Source organism: Vibrio hepatarius (assembly GCF_001274785.1).
GTDB classification, from domain to species: Bacteria; Pseudomonadota; Gammaproteobacteria; order Enterobacterales; family Vibrionaceae; genus Vibrio; species Vibrio hepatarius.
The window spans coordinates 50,966-66,054 of sequence record NZ_LHPI01000001.1; the positions used below are offsets into that span (position 1 = coordinate 50,966).

General features: G+C 46.5%; 11 protein-coding genes. 7 read left to right on the plus strand and 4 right to left on the minus strand.

Annotated features, from left to right (window positions below):
• Positions 1-124 precede the first annotated feature (124 nt).
• Together ulaR and ulaG are read left to right on the plus strand one after the other, a co-directional pair.
• Positions 125-880, plus strand: a complete 756-nt coding sequence (gene ulaR, locus AKJ31_RS00255) for an HTH-type transcriptional regulator UlaR (protein WP_053407088.1) — start codon at positions 125-127, stop codon at positions 878-880.
• A 111-nt stretch (positions 881-991) separates the two neighbouring features.
• Positions 992-2,059, plus strand: coding sequence for an L-ascorbate 6-phosphate lactonase (gene ulaG / locus AKJ31_RS00260; protein WP_053407089.1), 1,068 nt, complete (start codon positions 992-994; stop codon positions 2,057-2,059).
• Positions 2,060-2,155: 96 nt separating this feature from the next.
• Here ulaG and AKJ31_RS00265 read toward each other — a convergent pair whose 3' ends face one another.
• Both AKJ31_RS00265 and AKJ31_RS00270 read right to left on the minus strand, forming a co-directional pair.
• Complete coding sequence (locus AKJ31_RS00265; protein WP_053407090.1) at positions 2,156-3,568, minus strand: YfcC family protein; 1,413 nt, start codon at positions 3,566-3,568, stop codon at positions 2,156-2,158.
• Between the two features lie 42 nt (positions 3,569-3,610).
• Positions 3,611-4,675 (minus strand): alanine/ornithine racemase family PLP-dependent enzyme, encoded by a 1,065-nt coding sequence (locus AKJ31_RS00270; RefSeq protein WP_053407091.1) that lies wholly within the window; start codon positions 4,673-4,675, stop codon positions 3,611-3,613.
• Between the two features lie 562 nt (positions 4,676-5,237).
• Here AKJ31_RS00270 and AKJ31_RS00275 point away from each other — a divergent pair.
• Entirely contained in the window at positions 5,238-6,155 is a 918-nt protein-coding gene (locus AKJ31_RS00275; RefSeq protein ID WP_053407092.1) for a LysR family transcriptional regulator, read from the plus strand.
• Between the two features lie 44 nt (positions 6,156-6,199).
• Here AKJ31_RS00275 and AKJ31_RS00280 read toward each other — a convergent pair whose 3' ends face one another.
• Positions 6,200-7,495: an alpha/beta fold hydrolase gene (locus AKJ31_RS00280; RefSeq protein ID WP_053407093.1), complete on the minus strand. Its 1,296-nt coding sequence runs from the start codon at positions 7,493-7,495 to the stop codon at positions 6,200-6,202.
• Between the two features lie 182 nt (positions 7,496-7,677).
• Between AKJ31_RS00280 and catB the strand changes: the two genes are divergently transcribed.
• From catB to AKJ31_RS00300, 4 genes are all read left to right on the plus strand, one after another.
• Entirely contained in the window at positions 7,678-8,304 is a 627-nt protein-coding gene (gene catB, locus AKJ31_RS00285; RefSeq protein WP_053407094.1) for a type B chloramphenicol O-acetyltransferase, read from the plus strand.
• A gap of 140 nt (positions 8,305-8,444) precedes the next feature.
• Positions 8,445-9,293, plus strand: a complete 849-nt coding sequence (locus tag AKJ31_RS00290) for a pirin family protein (protein WP_053407095.1) — start codon at positions 8,445-8,447, stop codon at positions 9,291-9,293.
• Positions 9,294-9,472: 179 nt separating this feature from the next.
• The gene (locus tag AKJ31_RS00295; protein ID WP_053407096.1) at positions 9,473-10,066 is read left to right on the plus strand and encodes a LysE family translocator; all 594 of its coding nucleotides are present in this window, start codon (positions 9,473-9,475) and stop codon (positions 10,064-10,066) included.
• Between the two features lie 21 nt (positions 10,067-10,087).
• Positions 10,088-10,912, plus strand: a complete 825-nt coding sequence (locus tag AKJ31_RS00300; protein ID WP_053407097.1) for an AraC family transcriptional regulator — start codon at positions 10,088-10,090, stop codon at positions 10,910-10,912.
• An 87-nt stretch (positions 10,913-10,999) separates the two neighbouring features.
• Here AKJ31_RS00300 and AKJ31_RS00305 read toward each other — a convergent pair whose 3' ends face one another.
• Positions 11,000-14,974, minus strand: a complete 3,975-nt coding sequence (locus AKJ31_RS00305; protein WP_053407098.1) for a PAS domain-containing hybrid sensor histidine kinase/response regulator — start codon at positions 14,972-14,974, stop codon at positions 11,000-11,002.
• Positions 14,975-15,089: the final 115 nt, after the last annotated feature.

A 15,089-nucleotide genomic window follows, 5' to 3' on the forward strand; every position in this document is an offset into this window, starting at 1 on the left:
TTTCTTAGCTCGTATGTTTGACAATCAGATGCTTGATTAATAGAATCAAAATAAATCACAGGTAATCACCATGTAATCACTAGATAGACATTTCGGTGAATTTGAATTGAATAAGGTGATAAAAATGAACGAAGTGCAGAGACACAACGGTATTCTGTCTTTATTAGAAGAAAATCAGACGATTAATGTCGCGAACATCATTGAGCGTTTCAACGTCTCTCCCGCGACAGCTCGACGCGATATTTCAAAGTTAGATGAGTTAGGTAAATTACGTAAAGTGCGTAATGGTGCGGAACGCGTAGAAGCGAAAAAGAAAAAATGGACCCCGCTGAACATTAACAGCACCGAACATTACGAAGAAAAGTCTTTGATTGCCTTGCAAGCGGCAGAACTTTGTCAGCCAGGCGACAGTGTCGTGATCAACTGCGGTTCGACCGCATTCCTGTTAGGACAAAAGCTGTGTGGTCAAGACGTGCAAATCGTCACCAACTACTTCCCGCTGGCAAGTTATCTCATCAATGAAGACCATGACGATGTGATCATCATCGGCGGTCAATATAACCGCGCGCAAAATATCTTTTTAAATCCAGCGCCAAACTCTTTGAGCAGCTACGCCGGTAATTGGATGTTCACTTCCGGTAAAGGGTTAACCGAAGCGGGTCTCTACAAAGCTGACATGCTTACTGCAGTGGCAGAGCAACAGATGCTAGAGCAAATCGACAAGTTAGTTGTGGTCGTGGATAGCTCAAAAGTCGGTCAACGAACGGGCATGCTTTTCTGTCCAGCTCAGAAAATTGACATTTTGATCACAGGAAAGAGCGCTAATCCAGACGTGATAAAAGCGATAGAAGCTCAAGGGACACAAGTCATACTCGTGTAACGCGCTCCTCTCTTAAACCAAATATCAGCTCAGTGCCTTAATCATCTATTAAGGCGCTCGGCTCCCTACATCCAAAATTTAACGAAAATTGTGAAACAAGAAGGTGTTGCTATGAGTAAAGTAAATGAAATTACACGTGAGTCATGGATTCTAAGCACTTTCCCTGAATGGGGAACTTGGTTAAATGAAGAGATTGAAAATACGGTTGTCGAGCCCAACACATTCTCGATGTGGTGGCTAGGTTGTACTGGTATTTGGTTGAAAAGCGAAGGCAATACCAATATCTCTATCGATTTTTGGTGCGGAACCGGTAAGAAAACCCAGAAAAATGCGTTTATGAAAAACCAGCATCAAATGATGCGTATGGGTGGGGTAGAAGCCCTTCAACCGAATTTGCGTACCGCGATCTTCCCGCTTGACCCTTTTGCCATCAAAGAGATTGACGCGGTTCTGGCGTCACATGACCATGCCGATCATATTGACGTCAATGTCGCGGCGGCTGTGCTGCAAAACTGCGGCGAACACGTTAAGTTTATCGGCCCGCAAGCTTGTGTTGATTTGTGGAGAGGTTGGGGAGTGCCTGAAGAGCGTTGTGTGGTGGCGAAAGTTGGCGACGTACTGGAAGTGGGCGACATGAAAATCCGCGTGCTAGATTCGTTTGACCGCACCGCACTAGTGACACTGCCAGAAGGCGTTTCTTCTTATGACAAAGAAATACTCGACGGTATGGACCAACGCGCAGTGAACTATCTGATTGAAACTACGGGCGGTTCCGTTTACCACTCGGGTGACTCACACTACTCAAACTACTACGCAGCACATGGTAACGAGTACCAGATTGACGTTGCGCTATTATCGTTCGGTGAAAACCCACGCGGTGTGACCGATAAGATGACCTCATCCGATATTCTGCGTGCGGCTGAGTCACTAGATTGCGACGTTGTCGTGCCATTCCACCATGATATTTGGGCGAACTTCCAAAATGATCCGCGTGAGATCGAAGTGTTGTGGAACATGAAGAAAGATCGTCTGCAATACAAGTTTGCCCCATTCTTCTGGCAAGTCGGCGGTAAATATACGTTCCCGACAGATAAAGGTCGCATGCATTACCAACATTTCCGTGGCTTTAGCGATATCTTCAAGAATGAACCAGAATTGCCATACAAAGCATTCTTGTAGTAGGTGACTGGCTGGCGTCTCTAGATCGCAGACGAAAAACAAAAAGCCCTCAAGTAATATTGAGGGCTTTGTTTTTCTAGACTCTAGTTAACTAGATTATAGCGAAACGCCGACGGACAATACGATGCTGTTTAGCACGATAAAGAATGCGACCAGCGGAGCGATAAACTTCAGCCACGTGATATACGGTATTTTGGCGATGGCCAAGCCACCCATCAGAACACCGTAGGTTGGTGTCACAAACAAGATGGTGCCGATTCCGCTCATAAACGCAGTGACTACGAGCTCGCGACCTGTATTAGCAAAATCACTTAACGGCGCCAAAATAGGCATGCTCATGACCGCCAAACCAGAGGTGGACGGCACGATGAATGAAAGCAGCATTTCAATCCAGTAAACCGTGTTGATAAACAAGACATTGCTTTTGCCTGCGACTAGGCTCTCTGCGTAACTCAAGATGGTATCGGTGATATTACCCGCTTCCATGACCACAACAATCCCGCGAGCAACCCCGACAATCAATGCCACGCCGATAAGATCCGCAGCACCTGCGACAAAAGAGTTGATCAAATCGTCTTCTTTGAGTCGGCCAACCAAACCACACAGAATCCCCATAAAGATGAACAGCGTTGCCATCTCGGCCATCCACCAACCTAGTACTGATACACCGTAAATCATGATCACAAAGGTCAGGATGAACAGCACCAGAACGCCTTTTTGAGCCAAAGTCAGCGGCGCAAGGTCGTCGCCAGATGGTTTGCCCGCAAGGAAGTGTGCTTCGTGATCTTTACGCAGGTGAGCAACCAAGGAAGCATTTGGGTCTCGCTGAACCTTTCTTGCGTAGTGCATGACGTAAGCAGTCGCAACCACCAAAGCCACAGCAAGAATAATAAAGCGTAGCTCGATACCACTGATGAAATCGACACTGGCTGCGTTGGATGCGATCACCGTACCAAATGGGTTAATGGTTGAGCCCAGAGTCCCCACACCGGTACCGATAAAGATGACGGAAACCGCCACTAATGGGTCAAAGCGCGCGGTCATAAAGATAGGAATCATCAGACCGTAAAAAGCGAGGGACTCCTCTGCCATACCATAGGAAGTCCCTCCTAACGCAAACAAAACCATTAGAATCGGGATCATGTAAATCTCACGCCCTTTGAGCAGCACCATGATGCGCGCAATACCAGTATCGATCGCACCCGTTTTGGTCACGATACCTAAAAAGCCACCCACCATAAGGACAAACAAGCTGACGTCAATGGCGCCGATCACACCAGAAACAGGGTCATAAAAGCCGGAAATGGGTGCCATAAGCGTCTCGAACACACCTTGTGGCGTACTTTCAATAATCTCGTAAGAACCGGGAATCGGCACTTCTCGACCAAGTTGTGAGTTCATCTCGCGGACATATTTCCCCGCTGGGAGAATGTATGTCAGCAAAGCAAACAGCGCGATTAGAAAGAAAAGGATCGTAAAAGTGTTGGGAAATTTTTTAATTTTAAACATGGGGCTTCCTTAGCAACCCAAAGTGGGCGCGTGTTAAGGTTTTTAAATCATATGCTTATAAACGTATTCAGAGGTCATACACTGCAAGACCGCGCTGTATGACAAATCGAATTTCACCGCTGTGCCGATCTTGTAGTCTTGGCTGCAATCGTTGATATCGAGGATCAGATGGTCACTGCTACCGCCAATCACGATGATGTTCTTGTCTACTGGCGTGAGTTGGCTGATATCCACATCCTGCTTACCGATGGCGCACAACGCGCGGCGACGCAATCCACGATCGACGAACTCGGGTTTGTTACCAAAGGCATCGAGTGCGGTGGAATTAACAGGCACTGAAGGCTTCACTTTGATTTCGATGATTTCAGCCTCAAGCTGGAAGGTATCTTGGCGCGTGTGCGGTACAGGGTCGTCGTTCAGGCCAATACCCATCAATAGCGATGCGCCTAAACGAAGTTGATTCACACCACTTGGCAACTCACTCCCCATCATCAACCCAAGGCCAGCCGAGCTTGCACCGGAAATAAACTGGAATGTGATGTCGTTTTCTTCTTCTATCTGACGCGCTAGGGCGACGAGTTGATTTTGATTGTCGTAAGTTGGTTCAACACCGCCATAACAGGCGAGGTTGGTTCCTAGACCTACGAGTTCAATACCTGGAAGGCAAATCGCTTCGCGGCAAAGAGCGAGCGTTTCCTCTTCAAAAAATCCGCCCTCGCGTAAGTCACCAAGATCGTGCATTACGATGACTTGATGGCGCTTACCTTTAACCAGCGCTGCATCAGACAGGGCTTGAAGCGTGACTAATTCCGAATTAAGGGAGATGTCTGCAAACTCGACCACGTCATCGACTTCGCTCAGTGCAGGCAGGCGCAGCAACAAGGTTTGGCTATGTAGGTTTTTAATTTTCTTGAGGTTGCGAAGGCGAGAGTCCGCCAACAAAGTAATACCGCCCGCTAAAATAGCTTTGGCTACTTCAGGTAATGCGCACGCGAGTTTGGTGACCCCTGCGGGCTTCACGTTGTGTTTGGCGCAAACCGACACCATGTGTTGGGTGTTTTCTGTAATCGCGTCTAAATGAATATTGATTCTTGGGTAAGCGTTCATTTCACCACCTTATGTTTTTCGTTCTAGTGGTTATTTAGCGCTTAGTTTTCATCGAGATAAATTACGCATTGAGCGAGGATACTTTGCCGATTTTCGATGTATCGCACCAACTGAGAGTGTTGATGACATTTGTCGCGTGTGGTCGGAATCGGTTTGCTTTTATTGTTGAAGGCCCGATTTTACTGGGATGAGTAGACTTTGAGTGTAATAGGTGATGCTCTCGAGTTGTGTTTTCGCTCCCTCTCGTTTGGTTGCTCTATCTGGAATGTGAACAAGTTAGCAGAATGAGAAAAAGGTCTTCGAACTACTCATTTCTCGCCCGAGATTGTATGCAAATCAACTGAATTATTAATGTCGAATTTAGGGCTTTTGTTATCGCTTGGAGGTCGGCTTGGATAATTAGTCGCACGGCAAAATTATCTCTAGTTTCTTACTGACTCAAGTCTCACTATATCTTTGAATACAATCACATATGGTTAAATCGCTTTCCCTTACTATCTTCCTGATGGGGTGAAACCCGCACGTTGCTTTCTTCATGTTGTATTACCATCGTTAGGCCGTTATGCGAAAACTGAGTGATTTTGATTTAAAGCTGCTACAAGTGTTCCTTGCCATCGTTGAATCAGGTGGCTTTTCGGCTGCGCAGTTTGCTCTTAACATGCATCAATCGACCATCAGTACTCGTATGCACGATCTGGAAGTGAGATTGGGGATGACGCTCTGTCAGCGCGGAAGACGCGGTTTTCGTCTCACGCCAGATGGACAGAAGGTTTATGCACTTTGCAAAAACCTGTTTGAGAGCATCAATAGTTTTGAGAATCAGATAGATAACATTCGTAAAGTTTCTCACGGACACATCACGCTTGCGCTGACGGATAACTTAGCCACTAATCCAGATTGCCATATCCAGCAAGCGATCAGAGCTTTTTGCGAACGCCACCCTAAAGTCACATTAGAAACCGTAGTGTGGGATTCTCAACAGATCGAAATGATGCTGCTCGACGGCAAGATTGAACTTGGGATTACTTCGTCAGAAGTACACAAAGATGGACTTATTTACACGCCACTATTTAGCGAACATCAAAGTTTGTATTGCAGTACGTGTCATCCGATTTTGTCTCGAGCTAAGCCGATATCTATTGAATACCTTGGCGATTATTCGTTGGTTGACCGAGGTTTATCGCATCACATCACGCCGCTGAGTCATCAGAAAACCATGCCGCATATCGCCAGCACCACCAATATGGAAGCAACGGCTCACCTATTACTCTCAGGCAATTTTATCGGCTATTTACCTGACCACTATGCGGCGATTTGGGTGCAAAGGGGCGAGTTGGCGAAAATCACCGTCCCCGAACTCGAGTATGAAGCAGAGTTTCATTTAACCGTGATGGAGAAAGGCGAGCACTCATTAGCGGCGACCAAACTGATCAATGCGATTCTGGAAAAACACCATTGTGTGGAGTGCTGTCCTAGTTAACCGCGCCTCAAGACAGTCGGATCGATTGTCTTGAGGCTTGGATTTTACGCCAGTGTCGCGGCGGTTTGTTCGCCCATTTCGATCAGCTTATCCAAGATACGCTCACCATCAGCTCTAAGACCGTTGTGCTCGTATTCGTTGGTAATCCACGCTTTGGCGTTTGGCATTAGTGCAAGTGTCTCGCGACTGATATCCATCTCGACAAACATATCATCCGCATACACCGCGCAACTGACGGGGACTTTGTTATTCGCCAACTGCTCTGTGTTGTAAAGCGGTGACCAATCCTGCTTCTCTGCCAAGATCTGCGCGGCTTGTTGCAGCGGCTTCAGGCATTGGTATTGTTCGAACATCCAAGGGAAGACCATTTCACCAGTAAAGTAGAAGGGTTTTCCTGACTGGTAGTTGAATGCGTCGTGGCTTTGGCGCACGCGATGAGCGCTCCAGTTAGACGCAAAACCTTGGCAGTAGATAGATTCGTGCAAGATGGCGTAGATTGGGTTGGTTTGGAAGCTTTGCTGATTCAGCATTTCATTAAGAAACTCATAGCGCAGCTGGGCTTTCCCGTTTACGTCGATCAGTGCATTTTCCAGCAAGTAGTACGTCGGTAAAAACGTATCGCTTACACCAAAACTAATGCCAATTTGCTGAAACTGCTCAACAGTAAAGCGTTGTCCGTTTGGCAGAAACTCTTCGTTTTCTAATAGGTGGTCTGCAATTTTCTGACACATTTGCTGTGCTTGCGGAAACTGCTGGAAGAAGGCTTGGTTCTTCGCCATCGTGCGCTTAAAGGTTGCTTGGTACACGTCGTCTGCATGACGAGAGATAGAAGGGACCCCGCCTGTGATATAGCTGCGTGAAAGACTGTTAGGGAACATCGATAAGTAAGTGAGCGAGCAGAAACCGCCAAAGCTCTGACCTAGAATTGCCCATTTGTCGACATTAAATTGCTGGCGGATAAATTCGGCGTCACGCACGATGTTGTCCGCGCGAAAGTGAGTCAGGTATTCAGCCTGTGCTTCTGCACTTAAGTGACCCAGCGTTTGGCTGTGAATCACCGAGCTGTTACCTGTACCTCGTTGGTCGAGCAGTAACACGCGATACTGTTGCAGCGCGCGCTTTACCCAACCATTGTGCCCATTTTGGCGAGGCGATGGAAACCCCGGGCCACCTTGAAAGTAGACGAGCCAAGGTTTGTTATTGTCTGTATCTGACACAAGCGATAGTTCGCGCGCAAAGACCTCAATACGACCTTTTGTTTCGTCAGAATAATCGAGTGGAACTTGAAAAGTATGTGGGGTGTATCTAACCCCTGCATCTGTAAATTCTAGAGCGTTCATCGTTGTAATTATCACGTCCTTGAGAGTAGGAAAGGGCATTTTAACGTGATGCTGTTCCTTTACCAATCGTTGGTTTAAAACCATGAAAGATACGAATCTCTGCTCAGTTGGCTAAACGCCAATAGCGATATGTGCTAGATTGCTCTCCTATTAATAGAACGTATATAGACAGTGTCACTAACATGAATTTCTTTGAATCTCCTTTTGCTGGCAAACCGATTGCTGAGCAAATCACTAACCCAAATATTATCGTTGGCCGCCACAGTTACTATTCAGGCTACTATCATGGGCACGGCTTTGATGACTGCGCGCGTTACCTTAATCCTGAGCGTGATGACGTGGATAAATTGGTCATTGGCAGCTTTTGCTCCATTGGCTCTGGTGCGGTATTTATGATGGCGGGCAACCAAGGACATCGTACGGATTGGGTTACAACATTTCCTTTCTTCTACCAAGAAGACGCTAACTTTGCCGATGCTATCGACGGTTTCAAACGAGCAGGTGATACCGTGATAGGCAATGATGTCTGGATTGGCTCGGAAGCGATGATCATGGCCGGCGTTAAAATAGGTGATGGCGCGGTGATTGCCAGTCGCGCAGTGGTCACCAAAGACGTTGCGCCATATGAAGTGGTCGGCTCAAACCCAGCCAAGCATATTAAGTTTCGTTTTTCTCCGGCAGAGATAGCGATGTTGCAAGAGCTGACTTGGTGGAGTTGGACTGATGAGCAATTAAAAGGCGCGATGCCGCTGTTGTGCTCGGCTGACATTGTTGGTTTGCATCGATACTGGCAAGAGAATATCGCGTAACTTTCCTCAGTCTCGCTTTAGTTTCGCTAGGTCAAGTCCAAACTAATTCAAATTTTTCGAACAAGTGGCTCTAATCTCTCCAGTCATAGTCTTTCTGCTGGCGTAATAGACTTATCGCATCACTCAGACGGAGAAGAATTATGAGCAACTATCGTGAAATCGCACAAAAAATCAGATCGCACGCCACCTCTGATGGTGACGGCGTGAAGATTCAGCGAGTCGCCGGATTCAACAACTCCCGTTTTTCGCCATTTTTGATGGTTGATGAATTGAAGTCTGATCAACGTGCCGACTACGTAGGCGGCTTTCCTCCGCATCCACACCGCGGTATTGAAACGCTGACGTACATGTTGAAAGGACATTTCCAACATCGCGACCATATGGGCAACGTCGGTGAACTAAAATCAGGCGGTGCGCAATGGATGGCGGCGGGACGAGGCGTGATCCACAGCGAAATGCCAATTATGGAAGACGGTGATTTACACGGCTTCCAAATCTGGATTAACCAACCTGCGCGCGACAAAATGAAACCTGCGCAGTACTTTGATTTCCAACCGGAAATGATCACGGAAAACCAGACTGAACAAGCGGGCTTAGTACGTGTTTTGGCAGGGTCTTTGACTGCAAATGGGCAAGCGCTGCAAGGCCCACTGGATAAAACGGGTGTACCGCTAACGGTCGCGGATTGGCGCGCTGAATCGGGTAAACAACTTGAGCTGGCAACACCGGCCCAATTCAACGTAATGCTGTATGTCTACCAAGGCCGCATTACGCTTGCCGGTAGTGAAGCCAAACAAGGCGAAATGGTACTACTCTCTAAGGGAGAGCTGGTCGACTTGAATGCACTTGAGCAAAGCGGAGTGTTGGTCTTTATCGGTGAGCCGATTGACGAGCCTGTTGTTCACTACGGACCATTCGTGATGAACAGCATGGAAGAGATTGAACAAACCATCCAAGACTACAGTTCAGGTGTGTTTGAAACCTATTAACTAAGGTTTGTTTTGAACCTTATTTACGTGCAACAAGGTGACACGTCCACTGCCACCCTTATTTAGCACTTGCCACGCTTGATGCGTGGCTTTTTTCTATCTACGTTCCTGCAATTTCATACAATAACTCTGTGCCAGCCTTGGCTATCTTGTGGTTATTCGAGCACAAGGAGGTCACGATGGATAACGTATTGGTAGCGATGATTGGCTTCGCTTTTGTCGGGGCGGTGACACCCGGACCGGTCAACATTCTCGCTATCTCAACCGCGGTACAGCAAGGCAAAACTGAGGCATGCAAACTGGTAGTGGGCGCGTCGGTTTCCTACGCTTTGGTGGTCTACTTATCAGGCTCATTGCTGCATGGTTTTGCTCAGTGGCTGCCCAAGCTAGAAGTAGTATCGCAGGTCTGCGGCAGTGCATTTCTTGCTTATCTCGCTTATAAAATCTATTCCGCCCCCGTTGAGCGCATCGCTATGAATGACATCAAGCGGTCGGGTTGGTGGAGCGGCTGGCTGACACAGTTGCTCAACCCCAAGGCTTGGTTGGTCGCGATGTCAGGTGTGAGTCTGTATGTGATTGGCCAGCTTGACCAACAGCACTCGCTTTTGGTGTTTACCACGGTTTCGCTGGTTGCGTGTTTAGCGGGTGTCGGCTGCTGGGCGATATTAGGGCAAGTGCTCACGAAATTTCTTGCAACACCGAGTAAGCAGCGTACTTTTAATCGCGTCATGGCGATCACTTTACTGGCGTCTGTTAGTATGATCTGGTTTTAGCAACACGGAAGGGCTAACAACATGAAAAAGGACATCAGCGCGAGCTTTAAACGCAGTACCGTTCTGCCTTGGATTGAAATGCGAATTGCAAGCCAAAGCAGCGCTTGTTACAACGCGCACTCACATGATGAGTTTTCGTTTGGCATTATCGAGCAAGGTCGCGCTTTGTATCGTAACCGAAACCGTACCCATCAAATCGGCGCAGGTGATATCGTCACCATCAATCCTGCAGATGTTCATTCGTGCAACCCAGAAGCAGGGCTGTGGTCCTATAACATGTTGTTTGTCGATACCGAGCAGATGGGTGTTTGGCAACAAGACGTGCTAAGCACAGAGACGGGCAAAACGGGTTTGGATTACGCGCCGTTTAACGCAGATCTAGAGCGCAACACCCAAATCAAGCAGCGATATCAGTCGCTGTTTTCTGCGTTGAAAAACGATGCCAGTTTACTGGAAGTCCAAAGCCGTTTTTTTGATTTTCTCCACGTGTCTCTCGCGAAAGGAGAACCATCTAAAGTGGCTTCTGCTCCATCAGGTGCTATTAAGCGGGTGAAAGAGAAATTGCTCGATCAAATCGCGCTTAACCACGAACTAGAAGCGCTTTCACACGAAGCCGGAATGAGCCGCTATCAATTGCTACGTGCATTCAAGCACCAATATGGCTTGCCACCCCACGCTTATCTGATGGATGAAAAAATCAAACGCGCCAAAGTGATGCTGAAGTCCGGTCAGGAGATCGCGCAAGTCGCGTACGATTTGGGTTTTACCGACCAAGCCCACTTTCAAAAGCATTTTAAAAAGCGCATTGCTGTTACGCCTAAGTACTACCAGTCACATTTTGTTTAGCGATAGTCAAGTCTGGCAACGTGTTGGATTGAGCTTGGCTATACGGTGCTAATTGTGAGAACGCCAAATACGTGAATGACTGTATACTTAATGAGCGGCTTGATTGTTTGGTTTAGGGAACTGGTCAAGTAAGTCTTTCGCCAACTCAAATTCAAACCCTTCGATCGCATCGATTAACTGCTGTTTTTGATCTTCAGTCCACTCGCTAAAGTGTTGTGTCTCTTTAATCACAGATAAAGCTTCAACATCATACGCTTCAACGAGATTGACTACGTGTTGGTACAGCTCGGGTTGGGTCTGGCTCTCTGACGCGCCATTGTGATGTTGGTTTGACTGCCATTGTTTTAACTGGGTGCTTAACTTATCAATAATAGACTGACATATTTTTAGTTCTTCCAACGCGATTTGACTCTTGTCTTCAATACTCTCTTCCATCTTAGTGGCAAGTTGAGAAAGTAAATCGACTCCCAGATTTGCTGAAGAACCTTTGAGGGTATGCGCCATACTTGCCGCCATCTTCCAGTCCCCTTTCGTGATCACTTCTTTAAACAATGGTAGCTCTTGATGTTGCGCTTCTATAAAACGCGTCAATATCGCTAAGTAGCTCTCTTTATCACCGCCAGTATTGAAGATAGCTTGTTCTATATTGATGCCTGACAAGGAGGGAAGATCTGATAAATTTTCCGAACTCTGATCGCTAGAGACGGTGGTGAGACCTAGCTTTTTATCTTGCGGCAGTAAATATTGGTGTAGCGTCTCATAAAGATTGTCTACGTTGATAGGTTTGGCGAGATGGGCATTCATACCAGCATCTAGGCAGCGTTTCACATCACTTTGCATCGCATTGGCAGTCATTGCGATGATAGGGAGTTTCTCCCACTTAGGATCGCGTCTTATCTGTTCGGTCGCTGATACCCCATCCAGTACAGGCATTTGCATGTCCATCAACACCAGATCGACAGGGTGTTGTTTGAGTATATCAATCGCCTGCTGGCCATTCTCGGCGGTGAGGACGGTAAGATTGGTGCCATAGAGCAACCCCATCGCCACTTCTTGGTTAATCTTGTTATCCTCAACTAACAGCACGGTTTGTTGTGCAAATACGGGTTTTTCCAGTTGTTTTGATTTCTGAATGTGTACGACTTGTTCAATCCCAAAACTATTCATGATGGCATCAAGTAGATTGGAGGGGTTGACGGGTTTAACGATCAGCGAGTCAATGACTTTAGAGATGGTTTGGTCGAGGGAAATCTCACGTCCGTATGCAGTGACCAAGAAGCATTTTGATTGCTCCAACAAACGCTCGTTCTGTGCGGTTTGCAACATTTCTACACCGTTCAATCCCGGCATATTCCAATCAACAAATAACATGTCAAACTGATGTAGGCGTATTTCATCGAGTGCTTCGAAGCCATTGCTGACAGCTTTTGCGTCAAAGTGCATTGCGTTAAGCAGGGTGACTAAGATGTTGCGCGCAGAGTCGTTGTCATCGACCACCAATGCACGTTTGCCCGCCAGCCCGGAAACAGGTTTGGCAATATCGCGCATTTTAGCCTCTTGCAGACCAAATATGATGGTGAATGAAAAGGTTGAACCGACTCCGGGTGTACTACTGACGCTAAGTTCGCCCCCCATTAACTCAACCAGTTGTTTGCTGATACTTAAACCAAGCCCTGTGCCGCCAAATTCGCGTGTGACACTACTGTCTGCTTGAGAGAAGGCATCAAACAAATGAGCGACTTTCTCTTTGTCAATTCCAATACCCGTATCTTTAACGGCGAAGTGGAGTACGACTTCACGTTCAGTGAGCAACTCTGGGCTAACTGAAACAAGTATCTCTCCCTGCTCAGTGAACTTGACTGCATTACCACACAGATTGACGAGTACTTGACCAACACGCAGTGGGTCACCGATGAGATTGATAGGCACCTGTGGGTCGATATCGAATAGAAACTCGATTTTTTTCTCTTGTGCCTTAAATGAAATGATGTTGGTGAGGTTGTCAAACACTTCGTCTAAACAAAAATCGATCTCTTCAACGCTGAGTTTTCCCGCCTCAATTTTTGAAAAATCGAGGATATCGTTGATGATGCCAAGTAGGTTTTTGGCTGACTCATTGATGCGGGTTAAGTATTTGTGTTGTGCTGGGTTGAGTTCGGTATTGAGCGCTAAATGCACCATACCCAATATGCCGTTCATTGGAGTACGAATCTCGTGACTCATATTTGCCAGAAATTCACCTTTGGCGCGGCTCATCGCATCTGCGGTATCTTTTGCATCGCGTAGTTCTGTTTCCATCTGTTTACGCTCGGTTAAGTCCAACAGGATTCCGACAATGCCTGATACCACTCCTTGGTTGTTATTGAACGACGCTTCACACACTAGCATATCGCGCTCTTGCTGATTCTCATCAAGCAATGAAAGTTCGTAATTCTTGGAGCCTTTTTGAAGGCTAAGCTGCTGGTGAACATCAGTAAAGCATTGTGCTGCCTGTTGCTGGCTAAACACATCTTGTGGGGTCTTGCCGATAATATCTTGTATCGCTAAGCCACATAGCTCACTGAATTTCGCATTAACCGTTAGGTATTTCCCTTGTGGTGACAGGCAATACATAGGGTTGGGTGTTGCATTTAAGATCTCTTGGTTTAGCTGAGATTGCTCCAACACTTTTTGCTCTGCTTTTCTTTGCAATTCAACGTTCTGGCTAAGCTGAATACTGACCGCTAAATCATCAAGCATTTGGCTCAACCATTGATAATGTGTGTCAGTTAAGCCACTGATGGTTCCGACTTCTAGCAGTGCAATAGGCTGATCGTTAACACAAAGAGGGAAGTAATAAAGTTCATTAAGCTCAAGGGTTCCACCACTGACTGGCATAGTATATTTGCCAGCGAGTGATTTCATACAATAGGGTTTCCCTGAGAGCAGGACACTTAACTCAGTTGAGCAGGCATCGGAAATGTGCTGTGTTTGGTCGCCTGTGTGGCCGGCACCAGCGATGCGCACCAACTGATTATCTCGGTACAGTGACAGTCCAACCTGTTGAACTGGAAACTGGTGTAGCAGGAACTGGGTGACTTCCTGACATAAGTTGAGTGTTGATTGACTGGTTCTAAGGACAATATTGAAATCTTTAAATAGCGTATTTTGATACAGTTGTTCGGTGATATGGTGAAAAACAACATTGAGACTGTCAATAAAATGCTGTAGCTCCGCGTAGGCTTTTTGGGTAATGGTGAAGGCGTAATCTTTCTCTCTAACTTGGTGGACCACTTTTTTCAGTAGCGTGCTCAGCGGATTAATGTAGAGGTGCCATAAAAGTGCAAATGAGAGCACAATTGACGCAATCAAGATCACCATTAATAACAAATAGAGCTGCTTATACAACACGGCTTGTTGATCAACTTCAGCAATATCATTTTCAATCCTAAAAACAATCGCTTGATGTGCAGAACCTATTGCACTCATGATCTTGGCCTTTTCGGCAAAATATTTTTTACTGTAAAGAAGCGCTTGTGCGTACGCTAGGTTTGGCTCTCCTGTGTCTATTTCCCTGCCGTCGTCTTGCCTAGTAATGCCTTTGACGGCCAAAAATGCCTCGCGTTCGATATCGACTAACTCATCAGACAGCGTAAGTGCCCCTTTAAGCTCAAGAAACTCCGACTCACCAATACCCGACTCTCTGAGTCGAACTAACAGCGGTACGCCCTTAGGTTGATTGGCATCCGGCTTATAGGTGGCTGAATTAGCGACTAAATCCCAGTACTCGTATTCGTTTCCGCTGGGTAAAGGTATGTCTCCATTGCGAATAGCCAGTACCAAGTTAAACAGTTCTTCCCAGTAATCGTCGCCTGTCACGACATAGGCTCGTGCAAATTTGGTCAAATGATCTGAGCTCTGTTTGAGCTCTTGAGATAACCGATAAAAGTTGTGCAAGTCATGTTGGTATGAGCGACTTTGCATACGTAAATCGGAGACTTTGTTCGTAACTAGGAACATTGTAAGGGCACATATTCCCATGGTGAGGAACAGTAGTGTGAATAAAGTTCGTATCGATAGCACTAAAGTTCACCTTCTCTGAGTAGATTCTGGTAAATGTAGAAATACATTGTCTATAGTTATTATTGATTACTTACTGATTAATAATTACTAATAACTCTAGCCATACTTTCGCTAT

Excerpts from the sequence above, each read along its gene's own strand:
- ulaG (WP_053407089.1), top strand. The coding sequence starts at position 992 with ATGAGTAAAGTAAATGAAATTACACGTGAGTCATGGATTCTAAGCACT.
- catB (WP_053407094.1), top strand. The coding sequence starts at position 7,678 with ATGAATTTCTTTGAATCTCCTTTTGCTGGCAAACCGATTGCTGAGCAA.
- AKJ31_RS00280 (WP_053407093.1), bottom strand. The coding sequence starts at position 7,495 with ATGAACGCTCTAGAATTTACAGATGCAGGGGTTAGATACACCCCACAT.
- AKJ31_RS00290 (WP_053407095.1), top strand. The coding sequence starts at position 8,445 with ATGAGCAACTATCGTGAAATCGCACAAAAAATCAGATCGCACGCCACC.
- AKJ31_RS00265 (WP_053407090.1), bottom strand. The coding sequence starts at position 3,568 with ATGTTTAAAATTAAAAAATTTCCCAACACTTTTACGATCCTTTTCTTT.
- ulaR (WP_053407088.1), top strand. The coding sequence starts at position 125 with ATGAACGAAGTGCAGAGACACAACGGTATTCTGTCTTTATTAGAAGAA.
- AKJ31_RS00275 (WP_053407092.1), top strand. The coding sequence starts at position 5,238 with ATGCGAAAACTGAGTGATTTTGATTTAAAGCTGCTACAAGTGTTCCTT.
- AKJ31_RS00270 (WP_053407091.1), bottom strand. The coding sequence starts at position 4,675 with ATGAACGCTTACCCAAGAATCAATATTCATTTAGACGCGATTACAGAA.
- AKJ31_RS00300 (WP_053407097.1), top strand. The coding sequence starts at position 10,088 with ATGAAAAAGGACATCAGCGCGAGCTTTAAACGCAGTACCGTTCTGCCT.
- AKJ31_RS00295 (WP_053407096.1), top strand. The coding sequence starts at position 9,473 with ATGGATAACGTATTGGTAGCGATGATTGGCTTCGCTTTTGTCGGGGCG.